The organism is Ensifer sp. ENS06 (assembly GCF_014852205.1).
Lineage (GTDB): Bacteria > Pseudomonadota > Alphaproteobacteria > Rhizobiales > Rhizobiaceae > Ensifer > Ensifer adhaerens.
The window spans coordinates 961,434-983,732 of record NZ_JACVBC010000001.1 but is presented as its reverse complement, the minus strand read 5'-3'; the positions used below and the strand labels follow the sequence as shown (position 1 = coordinate 983,732).

Annotated in this window: 19 protein-coding genes; 10 read left to right on the top strand and 9 right to left on the bottom strand. The window is 63.0% G+C overall.

Annotated features, from left to right (window positions below; all coding sequences use genetic code 11):
• Positions 1 to 292: 292 nt before the first annotated feature.
• Together IB279_RS04810 and IB279_RS04805 are read left to right on the top strand one after the other, a co-directional pair.
• Positions 293 to 2,167 (top strand): caspase family protein, encoded by a 1,875-nt coding sequence (locus IB279_RS04810; RefSeq protein ID WP_162741107.1) that lies wholly within the window; start codon positions 293 to 295, stop codon positions 2,165 to 2,167.
• 59 nt (positions 2,168 to 2,226) lie between these two features.
• Positions 2,227 to 3,996: a caspase family protein gene (locus tag IB279_RS04805; RefSeq protein WP_113187054.1), complete on the top strand. Its 1,770-nt coding sequence runs from the start codon at positions 2,227 to 2,229 to the stop codon at positions 3,994 to 3,996.
• A gap of 1 nt (position 3,997) precedes the next feature.
• Here the strand turns inward: IB279_RS04805 and IB279_RS04800 are convergent, their stop codons facing one another.
• From IB279_RS04800 to IB279_RS04790, 3 genes are all read right to left on the bottom strand, one after another.
• The gene (locus IB279_RS04800; RefSeq protein ID WP_192339107.1) at positions 3,998 to 7,459 is read right to left on the bottom strand and encodes a chromosome segregation SMC family protein; all 3,462 of its coding nucleotides are present in this window, start codon (positions 7,457 to 7,459) and stop codon (positions 3,998 to 4,000) included.
• A gap of 105 nt (positions 7,460 to 7,564) precedes the next feature.
• The gene (locus IB279_RS04795) at positions 7,565 to 8,401 is read right to left on the bottom strand and encodes a DsbA family protein (protein ID WP_113187052.1); all 837 of its coding nucleotides are present in this window, start codon (positions 8,399 to 8,401) and stop codon (positions 7,565 to 7,567) included.
• 221 nt (positions 8,402 to 8,622) lie between these two features.
• Entirely contained in the window at positions 8,623 to 9,129 is a 507-nt protein-coding gene (locus IB279_RS04790; RefSeq protein WP_060516289.1) for a DUF721 domain-containing protein, read from the bottom strand.
• A gap of 92 nt (positions 9,130 to 9,221) precedes the next feature.
• Between IB279_RS04790 and mutY the strand changes: the two genes are divergently transcribed.
• The 3 genes from mutY to IB279_RS04775 all read left to right on the top strand — a co-directional run bounded on the left by mutY (position 9,222) and on the right by IB279_RS04775 (position 12,019).
• The gene (mutY, locus tag IB279_RS04785) at positions 9,222 to 10,310 is read left to right on the top strand and encodes an A/G-specific adenine glycosylase (protein WP_060603886.1); all 1,089 of its coding nucleotides are present in this window, start codon (positions 9,222 to 9,224) and stop codon (positions 10,308 to 10,310) included.
• A gap of 59 nt (positions 10,311 to 10,369) precedes the next feature.
• Positions 10,370 to 10,987 carry an HAD family phosphatase gene (locus tag IB279_RS04780; protein ID WP_060516291.1) on the top strand — a complete coding sequence of 206 codons (618 nt, stop codon included), beginning with the start codon at positions 10,370 to 10,372 and terminating at the stop codon, positions 10,985 to 10,987.
• A 99-nt stretch (positions 10,988 to 11,086) separates the two neighbouring features.
• Positions 11,087 to 12,019, top strand: a complete 933-nt coding sequence (locus IB279_RS04775) for a hypothetical protein (RefSeq protein WP_113187050.1) — start codon at positions 11,087 to 11,089, stop codon at positions 12,017 to 12,019.
• Between the two features lie 57 nt (positions 12,020 to 12,076).
• Here IB279_RS04775 and IB279_RS04770 read toward each other — a convergent pair whose 3' ends face one another.
• The 4 genes from IB279_RS04770 to IB279_RS04755 all read right to left on the bottom strand — a co-directional run bounded on the left by IB279_RS04770 (position 12,077) and on the right by IB279_RS04755 (position 14,722).
• A complete protein-coding gene (locus IB279_RS04770) occupies positions 12,077 to 12,478 on the bottom strand; it encodes a YkvA family protein (protein ID WP_060516293.1) in 402 nt (133 codons plus the stop codon).
• Between the two features lie 240 nt (positions 12,479 to 12,718).
• Positions 12,719 to 13,849 carry a site-specific DNA-methyltransferase gene (locus IB279_RS04765; RefSeq protein WP_034801293.1) on the bottom strand — a complete coding sequence of 377 codons (1,131 nt, stop codon included), beginning with the start codon at positions 13,847 to 13,849 and terminating at the stop codon, positions 12,719 to 12,721.
• Between the two features lie 198 nt (positions 13,850 to 14,047).
• A complete protein-coding gene (locus IB279_RS04760) occupies positions 14,048 to 14,398 on the bottom strand; it encodes an antibiotic biosynthesis monooxygenase (protein WP_034801289.1) in 351 nt (116 codons plus the stop codon).
• Between the two features lie 3 nt (positions 14,399 to 14,401).
• Positions 14,402 to 14,722 carry an NIPSNAP family protein gene (locus IB279_RS04755; RefSeq protein ID WP_113187089.1) on the bottom strand — a complete coding sequence of 107 codons (321 nt, stop codon included), beginning with the start codon at positions 14,720 to 14,722 and terminating at the stop codon, positions 14,402 to 14,404.
• 95 nt (positions 14,723 to 14,817) lie between these two features.
• Between IB279_RS04755 and IB279_RS04750 the strand changes: the two genes are divergently transcribed.
• The gene (locus tag IB279_RS04750) at positions 14,818 to 15,498 is read left to right on the top strand and encodes a helix-turn-helix transcriptional regulator (RefSeq protein WP_112984088.1); all 681 of its coding nucleotides are present in this window, start codon (positions 14,818 to 14,820) and stop codon (positions 15,496 to 15,498) included.
• 20 nt (positions 15,499 to 15,518) lie between these two features.
• Here the strand turns inward: IB279_RS04750 and IB279_RS04745 are convergent, their stop codons facing one another.
• Entirely contained in the window at positions 15,519 to 16,187 is a 669-nt protein-coding gene (locus tag IB279_RS04745; RefSeq protein ID WP_034801282.1) for a GntR family transcriptional regulator, read from the bottom strand.
• 180 nt (positions 16,188 to 16,367) lie between these two features.
• Here IB279_RS04745 and IB279_RS04740 point away from each other — a divergent pair, with 180 nt between their 5' ends.
• The gene (locus IB279_RS04740; RefSeq protein WP_192339106.1) at positions 16,368 to 17,063 is read left to right on the top strand and encodes an HAD family hydrolase; all 696 of its coding nucleotides are present in this window, start codon (positions 16,368 to 16,370) and stop codon (positions 17,061 to 17,063) included.
• Between the two features lie 228 nt (positions 17,064 to 17,291).
• On the top strand, positions 17,292 to 18,398 hold the full coding sequence (locus tag IB279_RS04735) for an ABC transporter substrate-binding protein (RefSeq protein WP_034801278.1): 1,107 nt from the start codon (positions 17,292 to 17,294) through the stop codon (positions 18,396 to 18,398).
• 68 nt (positions 18,399 to 18,466) lie between these two features.
• On the opposite strand, the gene IB279_RS04730 is transcribed toward IB279_RS04735, so the two are convergent.
• Positions 18,467 to 19,018: a hypothetical protein gene (locus IB279_RS04730; protein ID WP_034801474.1), complete on the bottom strand. Its 552-nt coding sequence runs from the start codon at positions 19,016 to 19,018 to the stop codon at positions 18,467 to 18,469.
• A gap of 281 nt (positions 19,019 to 19,299) precedes the next feature.
• Here IB279_RS04730 and thrC point away from each other — a divergent pair, with 281 nt between their 5' ends.
• Positions 19,300 to 20,700: a threonine synthase gene (gene thrC, locus IB279_RS04725; RefSeq protein WP_113187049.1), complete on the top strand. Its 1,401-nt coding sequence runs from the start codon at positions 19,300 to 19,302 to the stop codon at positions 20,698 to 20,700.
• A 16-nt stretch (positions 20,701 to 20,716) separates the two neighbouring features.
• The gene (locus IB279_RS04720) at positions 20,717 to 22,018 is read left to right on the top strand and encodes a pitrilysin family protein (RefSeq protein ID WP_192339105.1); all 1,302 of its coding nucleotides are present in this window, start codon (positions 20,717 to 20,719) and stop codon (positions 22,016 to 22,018) included.
• The last annotated feature ends 281 nt before the right edge of the window (positions 22,019 to 22,299 follow it).

The following is a 22,299-nucleotide window of genomic DNA, read 5'->3' as shown; positions in this document are numbered from 1 at the left end:
TTTAATGACGATTTACAGTATATGCTTCAGGCTGAAAATGCACCCGGCGAAGATTTATGCTGCAGCGCATCATTTTCTGTAACATTGCTACACATCGCGCTTGACCTCCCACAAATCGTGTCGGTGGCTTTAAATTGCAGCCGAAATTCCTGAAAAGGCTGCGCCGGGCGGCCCGATCCGACATTGCCCGAAACATAACAATTATCTAATATACAGATGTGCGATGGGGGTGCATCCAGGAATATCCCGTCATGGCAATCCGTTTCCGTCTCGATGGCTCGGAGGGTCGGTCATGAGGTGGCGTGCAAATCTGACAACCTGGCTCCTTTCGGCGGCGCTCATGGTCCTTTTCACCATGGGAAACGCCTTTGCCGAAGGAAACGGCAAGCGGCTGGCGCTCGTCGTCGGCATGAGTAACTACGTGCTCGCTGGAACGCTGCCCAATGCTTCACGCGATGCAGAAGCCTTCAACACCTTTCTCAAGGACCAGGGCTTCGAAACGAACCTCGTGCTCAACGCCGATCGCCGCGGCCTTGCCGGTGCACTTTCAAACTTCTCGCGCAAGATCGGGCCTGACGATACCGCCCTGTTTTACTACGCCGGCCACGGCATGCAGTTGCACGGCGAGAATTTCCTTGTTGGCACCGATGCCAAGCTCGAAAGCGAGTTCGACGTGCCGGCCGAGACCGTGGCGCTGTCCGAGATCATCGGCGCGATGGAAAAACGTGCCCGCATCTCGATGGTCTTCCTCGATGCCTGCCGCAACAATCCGCTCGCCGAGCGGCTAACACGCGAAGTCGAAGGTGCGACCCGCGGTGCGGCGACCCGCGGGCTAGCGCCGATCGAAACGCAGGGCGGCGGCACGCTCGTCGCCTTTGCCGCAGCCCCGGGACAGGTCGCCGCCGACGGCACCGACGGGCATTCGCCCTTTACGCGGGCGCTGATCGCCAATCTCTCGGGCGCCGGCCTCGAAGTCGGCACCGCCTTCAAGCGGGTCGTGCGTGACGTGCGCAAGGAGACGCAGGGCAAGCAGCAGCCGCAGATCCTGTCATCCCTGTCGCTGGAGTTCTACTTCGGGCCGGAAACCGCAGCGCCCCAGACGACCCCGACGGTACAAACCCCGGCGGTACAGATGCCGCAGACTGCGGCGGTTCAGCCGGTGCAGCCGGCACTCACTGTGCCGGCCATGGATCCCGAAGCGCTTGAGGCAGAGAAGGACTTCAAAAAGGCGCTGAAGATCGGAACGGCGCGCATCTGGCACTTCTTCGTCGAAAAACACCGCACCGGCGAATATGCCGACCTCGGACGCCAGGCGCTGGCGCAAATCGAACCCGCCGCCGTGCGCAACCAGTCGCATCTGCCTCAGTCCGTCGAAGCGCGGCTATTGCCGGACAAGGACAAGCGACGAAACGTCCAGGTGGCACTCGCCTCGCGCGGATTTGCGGCGGGCACGGCCGATGGTGTTTTCGGTGGACAGACGCGCGAAGCGATCAAGCGGTTCCAGAGCACCAACCAGCAGCCAGCAAGCGGCTTCATCACAGAGCGCACGGCAGAAGCCCTCGGCATCAAAATCAACGACAGAGCCGAGGGCATGTACAGCTCTCCGAAGGCCCGACGCTATGATGTTGCCAACCTCGAGGGTCTGGAAACCGATCAAACCGTCCTGCGGGCGCTGACCTGCCTGCGCCACTTCGAAACCGTATATGGCGTGTTCGAAGGGCACCTCTATGTCGCAGTGCGGACGGGAATAATTTTGGCCGTTTATGCGCGGGGGATCGCCGGCGGTTGCGGCGCGCACCTCGCGTCGATTTCGTCTCAAGAGGAGAACGCCTTCGTCGCATCGCTTTTCAACGCCGATCAGACCTTTTTCAACACCGGCTACGACCCCTCAGGCAACGTCAGCTACAAGATGGGCCCCTGGATCGGCCTGACGCAGGACCCACAGGGCAAGGAGCCCAGAGGCGGCTGGCGCTGGGACACCGGCGCGCCCCTGACCTACACGAAATGGTTCCAGGACATGCCGAACGAAGGCAAGAAGGGCGACGATATCGGCATGTACTACGCCCATCGCAACGGCAGAGCCGACACGAAATCCGTCTACGTCGATAGCTGGGACGATATGGGGCCAACCGATGGAACGGGCGGTCTGATCCTCGAATTCGAGTGACCGCTTGGGGCAAATCAACACCTGCACGGCTGAGTCAATCATAAGCAGGAGGCAAGGTCATGAACTGGCGTGTGAGGCTGCTATGGCTGGTTCTTTGCGCTCTGATCGTGCCCTTCACCACAGGGAATGCCCCCGCCGAAGGAAACGGCAAGCGGCTGGCGCTCGTCATCGGCATGAGCAACTATGTGCTTGCGGGAACCCTGCCCAACGCCTCGCGCGACGCTGAAGCGTTCAATGTCTTTCTCAAAGGCCAGGGTTTTGAAACCGACTTGATCCTCAACGCCGATCGCCGTGGTCTTGCCGGCGCACTTTCAAACTTCTCGCGCAAGATCGGGCCTGACGATGTCGCCCTGTTTTACTACGCCGGCCACGGCATGCAGTTGCGCGGCGAGAATTTCCTTGTTGGCACCGATGCGCGGCTCGAAAGCGAGTTTGACGTTCCGGCAGAAACCATGCCGCTGTCGGAGATCATGAACGCGCTGGAACAACGCGCGAAAATCTCGCTGATATTCCTCGACGCCTGCCGCAACAATCCGCTCGCAGACAGACTCAATCGTGACGTGGCGGGCACAAGCCGCGGCGGCGCCACCAGAGGTCTGGCACCGATCGAGACACAGGGCGCCGGCACGCTCGTTGCCTTTGCTGCGGCGCCCGGACAGGTGGCGGCTGACGGAACCGACGGGCATTCGCCCTTCACCCGGGCGCTGATAACCAACCTCTCCGGCCCAGGGATCGAAATCGGCACCGCCTTCAAGCGCGTGATCCGTGAGGTGCGCTCGGCAACGGGCGGCAAACAGTCGCCGCAGATCCTCTCCTCTCTCGATCTGGAATTCTACCTCGACGGCAGCGCCACGCTTGAAGCGCCGCGACCCTTGAAAGTTGACAACGTCGATATCGCCGCGCTCGACTTCAACAAGGCGATGCGCGTGGACACGGCCAGGACCTGGAAGCGCTTCATCGCCAAACATGGCGAGAGCAGCTACACCGACGCGGCGCGTCAATCCATTCAGCGGCTCGGCAAAAGCGACGACTTCAGATCATCCCTGGCTGCGATGGCACAGGAACAGAAGATGCTCGATAGCAAGGACAAGCGCGCAGCCGCGCAACAGGCCCTGCAGAGCAAGGGTTTTGACACGGGCGCGACGGACGGCGCCTTCGGTGGCCAGACACGCAGGGCGGTCACGGCATTTCAGGCGGCCCGCGGGCTAAAGCAATCCGGATTTCTCGATCAGGAGACCGGAGCGAGCCTGGGTCTCGCCTTTGCCCGGATCGATCAGGACATTCTCTCGGCTACCAGCGCACGTCGCTATGACGCCACCGATCTCGAGGGACTGGAGGACGAACCGGTGATCGCCATGGTGCGGTGTCTTTCGCCTCTACCACTGACCTATGGCACCTTTGCCAGACACCTCTATGCAGCGGTCTATGACGGGCAGCAAGTCGGCTGGCAGGAAGCGAAGGCGATCGTCGAGCGCTGCGGCGGTCACCTTGCCACGATCGATTCCAGCGATGAAAATACGTTCGTCGCCTCACTCGTGAATACGGATGACCGGTTCTTCAGCAGTTCGTTCGAAGGCGGCGAGCACCGGCGGGTCGGGCCATGGCTCGGGCTCTCCAACGAGAACGGCAGTGCCGAAGGGTGGAGATGGACGACGGGCGCTGCCGTCACCTTCGGCAGGTGGTTCAGGAGGCCGCCGGAAAAGGCTGGGGCGGCAACGCTTTACGCAGCCTATCGAGCAAACAAGGTCCCCCTCGCCGCCTACGTCGACACCTGGGAAGCGCGCGACCCATCGCGGCCGGTATCCGGTTTCATCGCCGAATTTGAGTGAATCAGACGACTTCGCGCAGGCGTTCCGCCGTCTGCAGGTCAACGGAGACGAGTTGGGATACGCCCTGCTCGGCCATGGTCACGCCGAACAGGCGGTTCATGCGGGCCATGGTGATCGGGTTGTGGGTGATGATGATGAAGCGTGTCTCGGTCGACGCCGCCATTTCGTCCATCAGGTTGCAGTAGCGCTCGACATTGTGGTCGTCGAGCGGGGCGTCGACTTCGTCGAGCACGCAGATTGGCGCGGGATTGGTCAGGAACACGGCGAAGATCAATGCCATCGCCGTCAGCGCCTGCTCGCCGCCGGAAAGCAACGTCATGGTCTGTGGCTTCTTGCCCGGCGGGCGGGCGAGAATTTCAAGGCCGGCCTCCAGTGGATCGTCGCTCTCGATCAGTTGCAGCTCGGCCGTGCCACCCCCGAAGAGGTGGGTGAACAGCCGTTGGAACTGTACGTTGACGACGTCGAATGCGGCGATCAGGCGCTCGCGGCCCTCGCGGTTCAGGTTCTGGATGGCGCTCCTGAGCTTGCGGATCGCCTCGATGACGTCGTCGCGCTCTCTGAGCAGCAGGGCGAGCTTTTCCGAAAGCTCCTTCTGTTCTTCTTCGGCACGCAGGTTGGCGGCGCCAAGCCGCTCGCGCTCGATCTTCAGCCGTTCGAGTTCGCGCTCGATGTTGCGCATGTCCGGCAGTGCCTCGTCGACGGCAAGCCCCGTCAATCGCATGACCTCGTGCGGCGCGCAGGAGAGCGCTTCCTGAATGCGGGCCTCGATCTCGACGCGGCGTTCGCGGGCGGAGACCAGCCGCTCTTCGGCGCGGCCGCGCTTTTCGCGCGATTCCGCCAGTTCGGAGAGCGCGGTTGCCGCCAACCGGTCCGCCTCGCGCTGACGGTTTTCAGCCTCGGCAAGCAGATCGGCCGCTTCGCGTCGGGCCGCTTCCGCCTTCTGCAACTCGTTCATCAGCGCCCGGCGCTTGTCCTCGAACTCGTCGGGCGCATCGATCAGCTCTTCGACCTCGTCGCGGGCTTCTGCCTCGCGGTCGCGCAGGGTCGCGATGTGCTCATCGGCGCTCGCCGCGCGCGCCTTCCAGGTCTGTCGTTCATTGGCAATCGCCGCGATGCGCCGCTGACGCGCCTCGTTCTCGCGCGCCAGGCCATCATGCGCAGCACGGGCCTCGGCGACGGCGGCACGATCGGCTGCGACATCGGCCGCCTGGGTGCGCAGCGTCAGTTCCAGTTCGGAGAGATCGGGCGCATCGGCGAGCGCGTCGTTGGCCGTCTCGATCTGCTCGGCCACCTCTTCGACCTGCGCCTCGATCTGGCTGCGCGATTCGGCAAGCACCGCGCGGCGGCGGGCAAGGTCGCCCGAGGCGCGTTCAGCTGCGGCGAGCGCGTCGCGGGCTTCGCCGAGCTGTCGGGTGATCATGCGCTGCGCGTCGCGGGCAAGCCGCAGCCGCTCGTCCTCGGCGCGGATGCGACTGCCCGCAGAGGCAAGTTCGGCCTCCGCGAGGCGCAGCGCCTCAGCGGCGCCGTCGGCCTCGGTATCGAGTTCGGCCAACCGGTTCTTCTGCGCCAGCCGCAATGCGGCAGCACTTGGCGCCTCGGAGCCGGTCACGTGGCCGTCCCAGCGCCAGACGGAGCCCTGCTTGGTGACAAGGCTCTGGCCGGGTTTCAGCAGGGGCAGCAGCCGCTCGGCTTCCGCCTCGCTTGCGACGATGCCGATCTGCTTCAGGGCGCGGGTCAGCGCGTCGGGCGCCTTCACATGGGCAATCAGCGGGCTCACGCCTTCCGGCAATCCGTCGTCCCCGACATGATCCCCCGGCGCGCGCCAATGGGCCGGCGCGTCGGTTTCGAGCGGCGAGTCGAGATCGTCGCCAAGGGCCGCGCCCAATGCGGTCTCGAAGCCCCGGTCGACCTTCATCTCCTCGACGACGGCGGGATAGGCGCCACCGGCCACCGCCTCCAGCATGCGCCGGATGGTGCGTGCCTCGGTCTCGATGCCGTTCAGCGTCGCGCGCGTCCGATCGACGGGCTGACGCGCCTCGACCTCCATGCGCCGCGCGTCAGCGAGGCTTTCCTCGATCGCGAGCACATTGCTTTCGGCTTCTTCCAGCGCAGCTTCTGCGACCTCGACCTGACCCTGCTTTTCGTGCGGATCGGGAAGGGCCGCCATCTGGCGGTCGAGTTCGTCGAGATCGCGCGACTGGTCGCCAAGTTGGCGGGCAAGACGTGCCTGGCGCTCCGACAGGTCGCGCAGCGTGCGCTCCAGCTGGTTGCGGCCGGCCTGTGCCTCGGCGCGTTCCGCCGTTAGACGCGCCAATAGCGCCTCGCTGCCGGCGAGCTTTTCGTTTGCGTCTTCGAGGCGCTCACGCGCTTCCGTCGCACGGTCGTCGGCCTCGGCGAGCATGTCGCTGAGTTCGGCTTCCTCTTCGTCGAGACGCGAAAGAATGCCGGCATTGTCGGCGACAAGGCGCTCCTCGCGGGCGATATCCTCGGCAAGCTGCGCCAGCCGGCGCTGCAACTCGTCGCGGCGCCTGAGGATGCGGCCGGCATCCTCTTCGAGCTGTGAGCGGGCAATCTGCAGACGCTGGAGGGCGGCGGCGAACTTCGCTTCGTTTTCGCGCAGCTCCGGCAGCTTCAGGCTGGCGATCGCCTGGTCCTTGGCCGCCTGCATCTGCTGCTGCGCCTTTTCCGCGACCAGCGCAGTCACCTGGTTGAGCTGGCTCGTCGCCTCGCCCTCCGCCTCCTTGGCCTGCACCCAGCGAATATGGAACAGGATCGCCTCGTGCTTGCGGATATCGGCCGAGAGCATTTTGAAGCGGTTGGCCTGGCGCGCTTGGCGCTTGAGGCTCTCGATCTGGCTTTCGAGCTGCGAGGTGACGTCGTCGAGACGCTCGAGATTGGTCTCGGCGGCACGCAGACGCAGCTCCGCTTCGTGGCGGCGAGAGTGCAGGCCGGAGATGCCGGCCGCCTCTTCCAGGAGCTGGCGACGGGCCTGCGGCTTGGCGGCAATCAGTTCGCCGATGCGCCCTTGCCCGACCATCGACGGCGAGCGTGCACCAGTCGACGCGTCGGCGAAGAGAAGCTGTACATCCTTGGCGCGCGCTTCCTTGCCGTTGATGCGGTAGACCGAGCCCTGCTCGCGCTCGATGCGGCGGCTGACCTGGATCTCGTCGCTGTCGTTGAAGGCAGCGGGTGCCGTGCGGTCGCTGTTGTCGAGATAGAGGCCGACCTCGGCCGTGTTACGCGCGGGACGATTGCCGGATCCGGAAAAGATCACGTCGTCCATGCCGGAAGCGCGCATGTTCTTGTAGGAGTTCTCCCCCATCACCCAGCGCAAGGCTTCGACGAGGTTCGACTTGCCGCAACCGTTCGGTCCGACGACACCGGTCAATCCGCGCTCGATGATGAATTCGGTCGGTTCGACGAAGGACTTGAAGCCGAGCAGGCGAAGCTTGTTGAACTTCATGGAGCGGACGCTGGGGCTACGAGGTCCCCCCCTCTACCATCAGCCCAGACAAGAAAAACGGGCGCACAGCTGCTGCCGTCGCCCGTTTTCAGGAAAAGCGAAGGATCAGAGCTTGCTGTCGATGAGGGCCGACATAACGTCAACCGACATGTCCCCCGAATAGTGCTCGCCATTGACAAAGAAGGTCGGCGTCGACTGAACCCCGAATTCCTTGGCGCCCCGTTGCATAACAGTGTTCACATCATCCAGAAGTTTTTGGTTCGTCAAGCAGGCCTCGAAGCTCTCCTGTGTAAAACCAGCGAGTTTGGACATCTGCAGCAGAGCGTCGCGACCATTCTGGGCTGCGGCCCACTGCTGCTGTTGCTTGAACAGCATCGAGATCATCGGGAAGTACTGGCCTTCCGGAGCGCAGCGCGCCAGCATGAAGGCGGCCGCCGCGCGCGGATCGAACGGGAATTCGCGCAGCACGAAGCGGACCTTGCCGCTGTCGACATACTTGGTCTTGATCGCCTCGAAGGTGTTGTTGTGAAAGGCGGCGCAGTGCGGGCAGGTCATCGACATGTATTCGACGATCGTCACCGGCGCGTTGGCGTCGCCGATCGCCATTTCCGGCAGGGCGCCCGGTTCCATCAGCTTGGCGACGTCGACGGACCCTTCCGACGAGGGGAGCTCGACCTTGACGGGAGCAGCCGTCGTCTGGGCGACTTCGGTGCCGGCAGAGGGCTTGGCTTCGGTGGTGGCCGGGGTCGCGGTCGTCGATGCAGTCGTGGTCGCGTCCGTTGCCGGCTTGGTTTCAGCCTTGGCGGCTTCGGTGGTCGCGGCCGGTGCGGTGGAGGCCGTTTCCTTCTTTTCGTCGCTGCAGGCAGCAAGCACCAGGGCGACAGTTGCGATGGCGGCACCGCTGAGCAGGCGCTTGGTAAGGTTCATTGCGGAAGCGGACATGATTTGACCCGTGTTCGGAGGGAATTGCAGTGCGGATTCGATATCTTGCCCCGCGCAGGGCGGCAAGTGGCGCGGCGTCAACAGAATTCAAAGAATTGTGACCGAGCGATGGCCGCCCAAAAGCGCGTCGCGATCTTTCCGATTCGCTGCTTGCGCTTTAAGCCTCTGGTTTTCGCGTCTCGTAGTCGCGAAAACCGCTGCATAGTTTTGCGCGCCGTGCCTTAGCGGCGCCGGGGATTGAGCACGGCGGTCCCCAGCCGACGCAAGGCCGCCTTCAGCTCCTCGCTTTCGATGCCTTCGACCATGGTCTCGAGCCGCCGTGCAGGTTCACCGGTCAGCGGCTTGGGCTTGCCACGGTGTTTCGGCTGCTGGGAGACGGGCTTTTGAACGATGCGCAGCTGCCCGATCGCATAGAAGCCGAAGAAGCCGTTGATGCGCTGGATCAATTCGCCCTGGGCGTGGGTCAAAAACAGGGCGCGCGCGCCCTCGCAGGCAACCGTCAGGACGCCGGGCTGGTGGCCGCCCTCGCCCATGATCTCGGAGGCCCGGCGCGGCCAGGCGATCTTTTCGGGCCGCGTGCAATCGGCAAAGTCCTCGCCGGCGATTTCGTCCCAGGAGCCGAGCAGCATGGTGTTGATGCCTGCCCGCTTGGCGAGCACCGGGTCGATCAGGCCGTTCGCGACTTCGCTGATCTGGACGACGCCCTTCCGGGTCTTCTGCTCGCTCACGTATGGACTTTCTGTAGGCAATGTCGATTGAGCCTTGATGCCGCGGCTCCGCTTCGCCAAGTATAGGCCGGAAACGGAACTCCCGGCAAATCATGCACGATACGATACCGGCGGCGGACGCCGCACCCCTGCTTTTGGAATGGTACGACAGGCACCATCGCGACCTGCCCTGGCGGGTTTCGCCGCCGATGGCGCGCCGAGGCATCGTCGCCGATCCCTACCATGTCTGGCTTTCCGAAGTGATGCTGCAGCAGACGACGGTGCAGGCGGTAAAAGCCTATTTCGAAAAGTTCCTGTCACTGTGGCCGACCGTCGAGGACCTTGCGCGCGCCGACAATGAGGACGTGATGAAGGCATGGGCCGGGCTCGGCTATTATGCGCGCGCCCGCAACCTGAAGAAATGCGCCGAGGCCGTCGCGAACGATCATGGCGGCCGCTTTCCCGACACGGAGGACGGGCTGAAGTCCCTTCCCGGCATCGGCGACTATACCGCCGCCGCGGTCGCGGCGATCGCCTTCAATCGCAGAAGCGCCGTGCTCGACGGCAATGTCGAGCGGGTGATTTCCCGCCTCTATGCAATCGAAACGCCGCTGCCGGCGGCAAAGCCCGAGATGCGGGCCCGCGTCGCCGCACTCACCCCTGAGAGCAGGCCGGGCGATTTCGCCCAGGCGATGATGGATCTCGGCGCGACGATCTGCACGCCGAAACGGCCCGCCTGCTCGCTCTGTCCCTTCCGCGCCCACTGTCGCGCGCTTGCCGTCGCAGACCCGGAAACCTTTCCGCGCAAGGCGCAGAAGAAGGACAAGCCGCTTCGGCGCGGCGCCGCCTACGTCGCGATCGACGCCGACAACGCGGTCTATCTGCGCAAGCGGGCCGAGACAGGCCTGCTTGGCGGCATGACCGAAGTGCCCGGCACTGACTGGACGTCGCGGCAGGACGGCGACACTTCGCTTGCCTCGCAGCCCTTTGCAGCGGCCTGGGAAGATTGCGGCACCATCAGCCACGTGTTCACGCATTTCGAGTTGCGTCTCTCCGTCTACCGCGCCAATGTCGCGCGCGCCGGAACGCAGGGCAACGGCTGGTGGGAGCCAGTTCACTCGCTGAGTGCCCAGGCGCTGCCGACGGTGATGAAGAAGGCGATCGCCCAAGCGATCCCGCATGCCTTCAAGGCGGAACGCTAGCGCGGTACGGGGCCACCCGTCCCGCTCCAACTCCGAAAGTTCAAGCAGGGAATACGTTCATGAGCAGCATCGACATCCGCCACATCGTCTTCGACATCGGCAAGGTGCTGATCCACTACGACCCCAACCTGCCCTATAGCCGCCTCATCCCCGACGAGGCCGAGCGCGAGTGGTTCTTTGCCAATGTCTGCACCCACGACTGGAACATCGAGCAGGACCGCGGCCGTTCCTGGGAAGAGGCGGAAGCGCTGCTGATCAAGGACTTTCCCGAGCGTGAAGAACAGATCCGCGCCTTCCGCAAATATTGGCAGGAGATGGTGCCGCACGCCTATGTGGAGACGGTGTCGCTCCTGGAGCGACTGATCGCCGAAGGACGCGACGTGACGATGCTGACCAACTTCGCCTCCGATACGTTCCGCGAGGCGCAGGTCCTTTATCCCTTCCTGACGCTGCCACGCGGCGTCACCGTTTCGGGCGACGTCAAGCTGATCAAGCCCGATATCGCCATCTATGAGACGCACACGCGGACCTTCGATCTCGACCCATCGGCCACCCTCTTCATCGACGACAGCATTCCCAACGTCGAAGCCGCGCGGCTTGCCGGCTGGCATGCGGTGCATTTCGTCGATCCGGAAAAGCTGAAGGCCGATCTCGCCGGCTACGGCATTCATCCGTAGGCTGAAACTGCCGGTCGAGGATGGCTCCTGCTCGTGGCGGCACGATTCCGCCACGAATCATATTTACTACCTGCGATTGCGTAATCGCAGAGGTAATATATGAATAGTTTAGAATTTTCAGTAATTCCAGACGGCGTCGCCAAGGACGCCTTCATCGACGAGCTCTACGCGACGACCGAGGCCAGCTTTCGCGACGAGGTGCCTCCGGAAGAGTTTGGAGAACGGTTTTCAGATACCCGTTTCGTCGTCGCCAGACGCGATGCCAAACTGGCGGGCTGGCTCAGCCTTCGGCCGCCGACTGAAGGCGACGACAAGAGAGCGGCCGATCGAGGCTGGCACGCCATGCCGTCGCACGACCTGCACGACGCCGAAATTCTCGCGCGGCTCTTTCGGCTTGCAGCCGTAGAGGCCGGTTCAGAAGGCATCATCTGGCACTCCCGAAAAACCGCCCTCAACCAGCAGGTCGTCGAAATGACCGGCGCGACCGCGCTTCGGGATCTGTTCAGGACCTGGCAGGCATCACCCAAGCGCTGGCCGGCCGCAATCGCAAAACCCAAGGACGGTGCCGTCGTTTACGCCGTCCAGGCGCCTCTCCCAGAAAATCTCCTCGCAAAGTTCGTGGACTTCCTCACACGCGCGGGGATATCGGACTGCAGTGGAGAAACCTGCACCACGACCTGGGACGCGGACTCCGTCGCCCAACGTATCGCTGACTGGGATGAGGGCGGGCTGCTGATGCAGTGGCTGGAACATCACGACCTCGTGGTCGCCGAGGCCTACGCCTTTGTCTGGAGCGATGAAATGATGATCCACATCACCGAACACCATGCCCCGTCTTCCGGGCTGATTGCCCTGGTTGCCGCACTGCTTCAGCGCATACCCGCGGCCTATCCCGATATCAGGGTCGCCACCGTCGAGTTACAGGAAGACGAAAGAGCACGCCTCGAGCCTGTGCTCGCCAGTTGCGGCTTCGAGGATAAGGGCGCCCGAACCCTCTACCACTTGCGCCCACAGGGGACGCCGGCTCTCTAAAGGCGGCGTATCCTCCATTCGGCGCGCGGCGGCGGCACGGGTCGCCGCCGCCCATTGTCAGGGCCTGGCCGCGATGAAGCCCCATGCCAGCCAGGCCGCAATGACTGCGGCCACGAACCAGATGCTCAGGATCGCGAGGAGGCCGCTGCGGCTGGACGGGCGTCCTTCCAATGCCGCCGCCCGCTCTCGGAATTCTTCCATCAGCGCTGGCGGCACCAGACGTACGGCCAAGAGGATGCCGAGCGGAACGAGAATAAGATCATCGAGGTAGCCGAGTATCGGAATGAAATCGGGGATCAGGTCAACCGGCGAAAGTGCGTAGGCCGCCACAGTGCCGGCAACGAATTTCGCCGAAAACGGCGTTCGACGATCTCGCGCGGCGAACCAGAGCGCAACGACGTCGCGTTTGATTTGCCGCGCCCATTGCTTCACGCGCTGGAGACGATCGGGCACGGCCATGCGGTTAACACTCTTGTTCGGATGAAGTTGCTCTGTCCGAACCCTATGAGCGGATGCGAAGATTGGCAATCGACCTCAGGGCCCTGCCGGGCGCTTCAAACGCTCCGTCGGATGGCCCAAACATACAAATGCCCGGAATCCTCACATTGAGGATTCCGGGCACTTAAAGCTCTCTTTCCGGGACTGAAGGTACAAAAACCGGTTAGAGCGCTTTTCGAAGGATCCGGCGGAACTGGTTGATCAGTTCAGTTTTGCCAGATCATTTCGAATGACGCTTCTGAGTTCGTCGATGGGCTTCAGGGTGTTCCCCTCTTCGAAGTGCCAGAATGTCCATCCGTTGCAGGCATCAAGCCCCTGGACCTTGGCGCCCAGGCGATGAATTGAACCGGCCTCGCCGCCGGAGGCGACCGTGCCGTCGGCACGAACGATCGCGCTGTAGCGGCGCTTGGCGTCCGTCAGAACCGTGCCGGGCTTGATCAGCCCGCTTTCGATCAGCGTGTTGAAGGCGACGCGCGGCTCAGCCTTCTTGCCGGTCATGACAGAGAGCATCGCCTTGCCGAGCGGTTCGACCGCGTCGATGCGTGCCGATGCCGCGTCGATGTAATCCTGCTCGCGCTCGATGCCGACGAAGTGGCGGCCGAGGCGTTTGGCGACGGCACCGGTCGTGCCGGAACCGAAGAAGGGATCGAGAATGACGTCGCCCGGCTTGGTCGAAGCCATCATGATACGGGCGAGCAGCGCTTCCGGCTTCTGGGTCGGATGCACCTTCTTGCCGTCGTCACCTTTCAGGCGCTCGTGACCGGAGCAGATCGGGAACAGCCAATCGGAGCGCATCTGCACGTCGTCATTGGCCGCCTTCATCGCATCGTAGTTGAAGGTGTAGCCCTTGGCATTGGCGTTCGGCGTCGCCCAGATCAGCGTCTCATGAGCGTTCTGGAACCGGCGGCCCTTGAAATTCGGCATCGGGTTGGTCTTGCGCCAGATGATGTCGTTGAGGATCCAGAAGTGCAGATCCTGCAGGATGGCGCCGACGCGGAAGATGTTGTGGTACGAGCCGATCACCCAAAGGGTGCCGGTCGGCTTCAGCACGCGGCGGCAGGCGAGCAACCAGGCGCGGGTGAAGGCGTCGTAAGCTTCGAACGATGCGAACTGGTCCCATTCGTCGTCGACGGCGTCGACCACCGACTGATCGGGACGGGTCAGCATGCCGCCGAGCTGGAGGTTGTAGGGCGGGTCGGCGAAAACGACGTCGACCGAATTGTCGGGAAGCGCATTGAGCGCGGCAACGCAGTCACCCTTGATGATGCTGTCGAGCCAGCCCAACGGACGGGTGGAACGGGAGACTTCGGCAAGCGAAACAACTGAAGACATGGACAACTCGCAAATACGCTTACTCGGAACGGATCATGGAGCGTATGGTTACCGAAGATGGTTACCAAAGCCTGAAGGCCGTTTCGAAAAAGTGCGTAGTCGCGCTATGTTAGAGAGGTCTTCTGGAGTGGACAGGAAAGGCGGGAACGGGCGTTCACCCGCCTCCCGCCGCCCCGTTCAAGCGTCGCGGACGCCGTTTCACCGGGCATCGTGAAAGGCGCGGCTGTCTGAGGGGGCCTCATGGCGCTCGTTCAGCCCGTAGTCGCGGATCACGGAGGCGATGCGCAGGCGGTAATCGGCAAAGACGCCGTGACGCCCCGCATCCTGGGCGGCACGATGTTCGGCGCCGTTCCGCCAGGCCTTCACCGCCTCCTCGTCGCGCCAGAAAGACAGGGACAACACCTTGTCGGGATTGGCCAGACTCTGGAACCGCTCGATCGAGATGAAGCCATCGATGTCGTCGAGCAGCGGGCGCAGGTCGGCGGCAATGCCGAGATAGGCGTCACGCCGGCCCTCGGCCGGCAGGACTTCGAAGATGACGGCAATCATGTTTCACTTTGCTCCGATGGGCGTCGAGACGTTCTTCAGGAAAATACGATCCTCCTTCAGGATAAACCGCTCGCGGCGGGAGAAGGCATAATTTTCCCGGCCGAGCGGATCGGCGGCAAGCCGGGCGCGATAGGCCTCGTAGGCCGCGAGGCTCTCGATGTTGTAAACGCCGTAAGCCGTTGTCGCCGACCCCTCATGCGGGCCGAAATAGCCGACAAGATCGGCGCCGCAGCGCGGGATCGCCTCGCCCCAGTTGCGCGAATAGGTGGCGAACTCCTCCTTTTTGAAGGGATCGATTTCGTAGCGGATGAAACAGGTGATCATCATCATCTCCAGGTCTTTTGGGGCCTTTCGCCCGATCTTCGATGAAGTGACTATGCCTGCTTGAAGTGCGAGAATGCTTCGATTACGATCGAAGTATGAAGGAAGGCCCAGACATCGCTCTCATCGGATCGCTGATCGGCGATCCCGCCCGCGCCAACATGCTGACGGCGCTGATGGGGGGACGTGCGCTGACCGCAACCGAACTTGCGACACATGCCGGCATCACGCTACAGACCGCCAGTTCCCATCTGGCCAAGCTCGAGGCCGGCGGTCTGCTCAGCCAGCGCAAGCAAGGCCGTCACCGATATTTTCAGCTGGCAGAAGACGAAGTCGGGCTGATGCTCGAGAACCTGATGGGCTTTGCCGCCAGCCGCGGCATGAACCGGCACCGCCCCGGGCCGAAGGATCCGGCGCTGAGAAAAGCGCGCGTCTGCTACAATCACCTGGCCGGCGACTATGGCGTGCGCATGTATGACAGCCTGATTGCCGAAAAGCAGATCGAAGTCACCGGCGACGACCTGGCGCTGACGCCCGACGGGCAGAACCGGATCGAGGCGCTCGGCATCGACTATGCGGCGCTGAAAAAATCCCGCCGCCCGATCTGCCGCACCTGCCTCGACTGGAGCGAGCGCCGCTCGCATCTGGCCGGTTCGCTTGGCGAAGCGCTGCTGACGCTATTCATCGACAAGGGCTGGGCGAAGCGCGAGGCGAACAGCCGCGCCATCCGCTTCACCGCCAATGGCGAGAAGGCTTTCTCCGAGCTGTTTCCGCAGTAGCTGCTGCCAGCAAAACCACTCTAGCCGACGATGGAAAAGGCCTCGCGGGTTTCGCCCGCGGCGGTCCTGACCGGCGTCTTGCCGATCCAGCCCACATGGCGTTCGAGGATCTTTGCCGCCTCGTCGCCTCGGCCTTCGCGCAAGGCGGCGAGGATCGCGCGGTGATCGTGGTCGGTGCGTGCCTCCCAGCTCGTGCGCCAGGCGGAAAACAGGAAGCGGGCGCTCGCTGCATGCAGATCATCGATCGCCGCCAGCAGCCGCGGCATGCCGCAGGGTTCGAGGATCAGCCGATGGAAGGCGCGGTTTGCCGCCTCCCAGGAGCGCACGTCGCGCGAAGTATCGGCGGCGGCCGTGGCCATCTCGGCCCGATCGAGGATCGCCGGCGTCAGATGCGGGATGGCATGGCGAAGCGCCAGAACCTCCAGCACCGCGCGCATTTCGGCGACCTCCCTCACCTCCTTCAGGTCGAAGGAGGCGACGCGAACGCCGCGGCGCGGCTCGCTGACGGCAAGGCCCTGGGCCTCCAGCCGTCGAAAGGCTTCGCGAACGGGAACGTGGCTCGCGCCGAATTCCTCGGCGATATGATCCTGCCGCAAGCGCTCCCCGGGCATCAGCATACCGGAGATGATCCGCTCGGCCAGGGCCTTGCTGATGCGACTTGCGAGCGTGTCGTCCTGCTGCTTTTCCATCGCCTACTGATAGAGCCGCGAAACAATACTGTCGAGCAAGCGCACGGGCGGTTTCGATAATTTCCAATGGTTGAGCTTTGGCCTACCATCGTATAAAAGCTCTGCCGTACGAAAGCCCCGCGCCGCGCGAAGATTCCTCCCCCCGCCTGCGGCGCCTCTCCTCCCAGGGAACTGTTCCATATGACCGGTATCGATCTCATCATTTTTGATTGCGACGGCGTTCTCGTCGATTCCGAAATCATCGCGTCGGAAGTCGAAGCAGCACTGCTGACAGAAGCGGGTTACCCGATCAGCGTCGAGGAAATGGCGGAGCGTTTTGCCGGCATGACCTGGCACAACACGCTGCTGCAAATCGAGAAGGAAGCAAGCATCCCGCTTTCGGCCCAGCTCATCAGCAAGGTCGACGTCATCCTCGACGAGCGCCTTGCCCGCGACCTCAACATCATCGACGGCGTCAAGCCGATGCTGGCGCAACTGACGCTGCCGCACTGCATCTGCTCCAACTCGACCTCGGCGCGGCTTGCCATGATGCTCGGCAAGGTCGGCATCAAGGACCATTTCGGCCGACACATCTATTCCGCGCGCGACCTCGGCGCCGACCTCGTCAAGCCGAAGCCGGATATCTTCCTGCACGGCGCCAAGCAGATGGGCGTCGACCCGTCGCGGGTGCTGGTGATCGAGGACTCCGTGCACGGCATCCACGGTGCACGTGCCGCTGGCATGCGCGTCGTCGGCTTCACCGGCGGTTCGCACACCCATCCCTCGCATGCCGACCAGCTGACCGAAGCGGGTGCGGAAACGGTGATTTCGCGCATGACGGCGTTGCCGGGCGTGATCGCGGCCCTTTCCGCATGGTCGGAGTCGATGACGGCCTGACTGGCCGCAGGCGGTCGCACACCGCCATGCCCCTTTCGCTCCGGCTTTCGGCCGGAGCGGGAAAGAAGCCTTCGGCCAACACGGCAGACGTCCAATTAGACGCCGAGGGACATGATGACACATTGCAGTGGCGTCACGTCCCCTAGAAAATCTTCCCGGTTTTCGAGGAGCCGCGCACGAGGGCCGTACCAAGCAAGCCCCATCGGGGTATTTTTAGGAGGAAACACAATGCGTCTTTCAATGTTGACCGGCCTGACCCTGGCGGCCAGCGTCGCCTTTGGCCCGCTCGCCTTCGCCGACATCACCATTGGCGTGATCACGCCGCTCACCGGCCCGGTCGCGGCCTATGGCGAGCAGGTGAAGAACGGCGCGGAAACGGCTGCAGACGAGATCAACAAGGCTGGCGGCATCAATGGCGAGAAGATCGTGCTGAAGATGCTCGACGACGCCGGCGATCCGAAGCAGGCCGTTTCGGTTGCCAACCAGGCTGCTGGTGAAGGCATCCGCTACGTCGTCGGCCCGGTTCTGTCGGGCACCTCGATGGCGGCTTCGGACATCCTTGCCGAAAACGGCATCCTGATGGTGACGCCGACAGCAACCACGCCTGACCTCACCACCCGCGGTCTCTGGAACGTGCTGCGCACCTGCGGCCGCGACGACCAGCAGGCCGAAGTCGCCGCTGCCTATGTGGTCAAGAACCTCAAGGACAAGAAGATCGCCGTCCTCCACGACAAGGCGCCTTACGGCAAGGGCCTTGCTGACGGCTTCAAGAAGGCGATCAATGCCGGCGGCATCACCGAAGTCGTTTATGAAGGCCTGAACCCGGGCGACAAGGACTTCAGCGCGATCGTTACCCGCCTGAAGTCGGAAAACGTCGACGTCGTCTACTTCGGCGGCTACCATCCGGAAGGTGGCCTGCTGGCACGCCAGATGCACGACCAGGGCGTGAAGGCGCAGATCTTCGGCGGCGACGGCCTGTCCAACACCGAGTTCTGGGCAATCGGCGGCGAAGCTGCGACCGGCACGGTCTACACCAATGCCAGCGACGCGACCAGCAACCCCGCCTCGGCTCCGGCTGTCGAAGCGCTGAAGGCAAAGAACATCCCGGCCGAAGCCTTCACGCTCAACGCCTATGCTGCCGTCCAGGTGCTGAAGGCCGGCATCGAGAAGGCAGGCTCCGCCGAAGACGCGACCGCGGTTGCAACTGCGATCAAGTCTGGCGAAGCCATCGACACGGTTCTCGGCAAGCTGACCTACAGCGAAGCCGGCGACCTGACCTCGCAGGCTTTCTCGCTCTACAAGTGGGAAGGCGGCAAGAGCGTTCCGGCTGAATAAGCCGCACACGACGGAAATGAAAACGCCGGGGCAAGCCCCGGCGTTTTTTTTGCGGCATAGGCCGCTGCTTACTTCTTCTTGCCCTTGGCCGGCGGGCCTTCGTCGAAGCCCACATAGACGGTGACATTGGATCCGGCGCCGGCCGGCAGCGTGACGTCGGCCTTGGTGAAGACGAACTGGGCCGAACCGGTTGCAGGGATTTCCACCGCATGCTGCGTCAGTTCGGAATAGAGCGTCTTGTCTTCGTCGGTTGCAGCCACGCGGATCGGCATGGTGACCTTGCCGGGACCACCGGCAGGACCGCTGACGACGCGGCCCTGGACCACGACGGTTATCGTCAACGCGCTCTCGCTCTGCACGCATTGCCGCGTGGTGTCTGCCAGGGAGGCCTGATAGACGAGCTTCGTCGGGTCGTTCTTGGCCCCCTTTGCGTAGCTGGCATGCACATTTGTGCCGTCACGAATGACGACCTGCGGGCATGCGGCCTGAACGACGGCCGGCGTCGGAGCAGCGGCACTGCCGCCTGCGTCGATCGCCCCACCGGATTGCGTCTTATTGCAGCCGGCTAGGACTGCGAGAAAAGATATTGCGAGAACAGGCCGGGAAACTTTGCCAAACACGTTGAACAACCTCTGCTGGACCGGTTGAAACTCCTTGACCGAAATCTCGGCCGGAAGACCTTTCATGGCCTTCGGGCATCGTCTATAGCAGCGACAAACTGAAAAATCGATTGGGTCAGTCCGTCCCTTCCGAATTTTCCGAAGCTAGTTTTGCGACCGGAAATTGGGTCGGTGACAAGAATAGATGCAGACTTTGTCAAGGACTGACGCAATAAGACGAGCGTGTCGCGACGACGTTTCCCAAGGTCGCCGCAATCCTTGAGGTGGGACGAAGGACAACGATGGTGAAGTATATCTCGACGCGCGGCGAAGCCGCTCCTCTCGGCTTCTGCGACGCGCTGCTTGCCGGTCTTGCGCGCGATGGCGGTCTCTATCTCCCCAAGGAATGGCCGAAGTTTTCCAAGAAGGAAATTCGCGGCCTGCGCGGCAAATCCTACCAGGACATTGCCTTTACCGTGCTCGAACCCTTCATCAATGGCGAGATCCCGGCGGCCAAGTTCCACGAAATGATCGACGAGGCCTATGCCACCTTCCGCCACCCGGCGGTGGCGCCGCTGGTGCAGACCGGACCGAACGCCTTCGTCATGGAGCTCTTCCACGGCTCGACGCTCGCCTTCAAGGACGTGGCGATGCAACTGCTCGCCCGGCTGATGGACTATGTGCTTTCCGAACGCGGCGAGCGCGCCACCATCGTCGGCGCGACTTCGGGTGACACCGGGGGCGCCGCCATCGACGCCTTTGCCGGTCGTGAGCGCACCGACATCTTCATTCTTTTCCCGCACGGCAAAGTCTCGCCGGTGCAGCAGCGGCAGATGACGACCTCGAGCGCATCGAACGTCCATGCGATTGCAGTCAACGGCAACTTCGACGACTGCCAGAACCTCGTCAAAGCGATGTTCAACGACGCCGCCTTCCGCGACCGCGTCAAGCTTTCGGGTGTCAACTCGATCAACTGGGCGCGCATCATGGCCCAGATCGTCTATTACTTCACGACGGCGGTCGCGCTCGGCGGCCCAGACCGCAAGATCTCTTTCACGGTCCCCACCGGTAACTTCGGCGATATCTTCGCCGGCTACGTCGCCAAGCGCATGGGCCTGCCGATCGACAAGCTGATCATCGCCACCAACGAAAACGACATTCTCGCCCGCACGCTGAAGACCGGCCGCTACGAGATGCGCGACGTCAAGGCGACCTCCGCACCGTCGATGGACATCCAGATCTCGTCGAACTTCGAACGGCTTCTGTTCGAGGCAAACGACCGCGACCCGGGCGAAATCCGCTCGGCGATGGACGGGCTGAAGCAGTCCGGTTCCTTCACCATCCGCGAAAAGGCGCTGAAGGCGATCCGCAAGGAGTTCCGCGCCGGTCGCGCCTCGGAGAAAGAAGTCGCCAAGACGATCGCAAAGACGCTTGCAGACACGGGCTATCTGCTCGATCCGCATAGCGCCGTCGGCGTCTTCGTCGCCGCCAAACACGAGAAGGCATCCGCTCCCATGGTGACGCTTGCCACCGCCCATCCGGCGAAATTCCCGGACGCGGTAAAATCGGCAAGTGGTATTGACCCGGCGCTTCCGACGTGGCTTGCTGACCTGATGAACAGGGAGGAGCGTTTCGATATCCTGGATCCGGACCTGAAAACCGTCGAAACCTTTATCGGCGAGCGTACCCGTCTCCGGGGGTAAGAACGAGAAGAAACGTATGATGAAAGTTGAGTGCACCCGGCTCCCTTCCGGGTTGACGGTGGTAACCGAGCACATGCCGCATCTCGAAAGTGTGGCGCTCGGCGTGTGGATCAAGTCCGGTTCGCGCAATGAAACTCTCGGCGAACATGGCATTGCCCATCTGCTGGAGCACATGGCTTTCAAGGGCACCGCGCGGCGCACCGCCCGCCAGATTGCCGAAGAGATCGAAAACGTCGGTGGCGAGGTCAATGCTGCGACCTCCACCGAAACGACCTCCTATTATGCCAGGGTTCTCAAGGACCACGTGCCGCTTGCTGTCGATATTCTCGCCGACATTCTGACCGAGTCCAGCTTCGACGAGGAAGAACTGCGCCGCGAGAAGCACGTGATCCTGCAGGAGATCGGCGCTGCCGACGACACACCCGACGATGTCGTCTTCGACCGCTTCGCCGAGACCGCCTATCGCAATCAGACCGTCGGCCGGCCGATCCTCGGCACGCCGGACACGGTCATGTCGTTCTCCGCCGACCAGATCCGGCACTATCTCGGCCGCAACTACACGACCGACCGCATGTTCGTGGTCGCCGCCGGCGCCGTCGAACACGAATCCTTTGTTCGCCAGGTCGAAGAACGCTTCTCGTCATTGCCGCGCACACCGATCGCAACGCCCGTGCTCGAAACTGCCCTCTACACCGGCGGCGAGAGCCGCGAAACCCGCGACCTGATGGACGCGCAGGTGCTGCTCGGCTTTGAAGGCAAGGCCTACCACGCGCGCGACTTCTATTGCTCGCAGATCCTCGCCAACATTCTCGGCGGCGGCATGTCCTCGCGCCTTTTCCAGGAAGTGCGCGAGCATCGTGGCCTCTGTTATTCGGTCTATGCTTTCCACTGGGGTTTCTCCGACACCGGCATCTTCGGCGTGCATGCTGCGACCGGCGGCGAGAACCTGCCGGAGCTGATGCCCGTCATCGTCGATGAACTGCGCAAATCCTCGATGAACATCGAGCAGCAGGAAATCGAGCGCGCCCGTGCCCAGATCCGCGCACAGCTTTTGATGGGGCAGGAAAGCCCGGCGGCCCGCGCCGGCCAGATCGCCCGTCAGATGATGCTCTACGGTCGCCCGATCCCGAATGAAGAACTGATGGAGCGCCTCTCCGGCATCACCATCGAGCGCCTGACCGACCTTGCCGGTCGGCTGTTCTTCGACACCACGCCGACGCTTTCGGCGATCGGCCCGCTGGAACAGCTTGCCCCGATGGGCGACATCCTGTCGTCGCTGACCAGCAAGGCCGCCGTCCCGCACGCCGTCGCAAGCTAAGCCGAAGGCTGAACGGCCGGGCTCCATTTCATCAAAACGATGAAGCGATCCCGGCCTCCCAAACATTGCGCAATTTCGCACGGAAGGCGCTTTCCAGCGTCGCCTGGAAACTGCGTTCGGCCAGCCGGCGCGCCACGGATGATGACCGCATGTCCGAATGGTGAAGTCTTTGCGACTTTTCGCAAAATCGGATTCGATTTGCGCGCAAAGTTGTGCAACGTTTCGATTTGTGACGGCGCAAAGACGTGCCGTCGGGCGGATGGTATAAGGTCCTCGCGCGT

Coding starts and splice junctions, on each gene's coding strand:
- mutY (WP_060603886.1), top strand. CDS start 9,222: ATGCACGATACGATACCGGCGGCGGACGCCGCACCCCTGCTTTTGGAA.
- IB279_RS04735 (WP_034801278.1), top strand. CDS start 17,292: ATGCGTCTTTCAATGTTGACCGGCCTGACCCTGGCGGCCAGCGTCGCC.
- thrC (WP_113187049.1), top strand. CDS start 19,300: ATGGTGAAGTATATCTCGACGCGCGGCGAAGCCGCTCCTCTCGGCTTC.
- IB279_RS04750 (WP_112984088.1), top strand. CDS start 14,818: ATGAAGGAAGGCCCAGACATCGCTCTCATCGGATCGCTGATCGGCGAT.
- IB279_RS04765 (WP_034801293.1), bottom strand. CDS start 13,849: ATGTCTTCAGTTGTTTCGCTTGCCGAAGTCTCCCGTTCCACCCGTCCG.
- IB279_RS04755 (WP_113187089.1), bottom strand. CDS start 14,722: ATGATCACCTGTTTCATCCGCTACGAAATCGATCCCTTCAAAAAGGAG.
- IB279_RS04795 (WP_113187052.1), bottom strand. CDS start 8,401: ATGTCCGCTTCCGCAATGAACCTTACCAAGCGCCTGCTCAGCGGTGCC.
- IB279_RS04800 (WP_192339107.1), bottom strand. CDS start 7,459: ATGAAGTTCAACAAGCTTCGCCTGCTCGGCTTCAAGTCCTTCGTCGAA.
- IB279_RS04805 (WP_113187054.1), top strand. CDS start 2,227: ATGAACTGGCGTGTGAGGCTGCTATGGCTGGTTCTTTGCGCTCTGATC.
- IB279_RS04720 (WP_192339105.1), top strand. CDS start 20,717: ATGATGAAAGTTGAGTGCACCCGGCTCCCTTCCGGGTTGACGGTGGTA.
- IB279_RS04810 (WP_162741107.1), top strand. CDS start 293: ATGAGGTGGCGTGCAAATCTGACAACCTGGCTCCTTTCGGCGGCGCTC.
- IB279_RS04775 (WP_113187050.1), top strand. CDS start 11,087: ATGAATAGTTTAGAATTTTCAGTAATTCCAGACGGCGTCGCCAAGGAC.
- IB279_RS04745 (WP_034801282.1), bottom strand. CDS start 16,187: ATGGAAAAGCAGCAGGACGACACGCTCGCAAGTCGCATCAGCAAGGCC.
- IB279_RS04760 (WP_034801289.1), bottom strand. CDS start 14,398: ATGATTGCCGTCATCTTCGAAGTCCTGCCGGCCGAGGGCCGGCGTGAC.
- IB279_RS04740 (WP_192339106.1), top strand. CDS start 16,368: ATGACCGGTATCGATCTCATCATTTTTGATTGCGACGGCGTTCTCGTC.
- IB279_RS04770 (WP_060516293.1), bottom strand. CDS start 12,478: ATGGCCGTGCCCGATCGTCTCCAGCGCGTGAAGCAATGGGCGCGGCAA.
- IB279_RS04780 (WP_060516291.1), top strand. CDS start 10,370: ATGAGCAGCATCGACATCCGCCACATCGTCTTCGACATCGGCAAGGTG.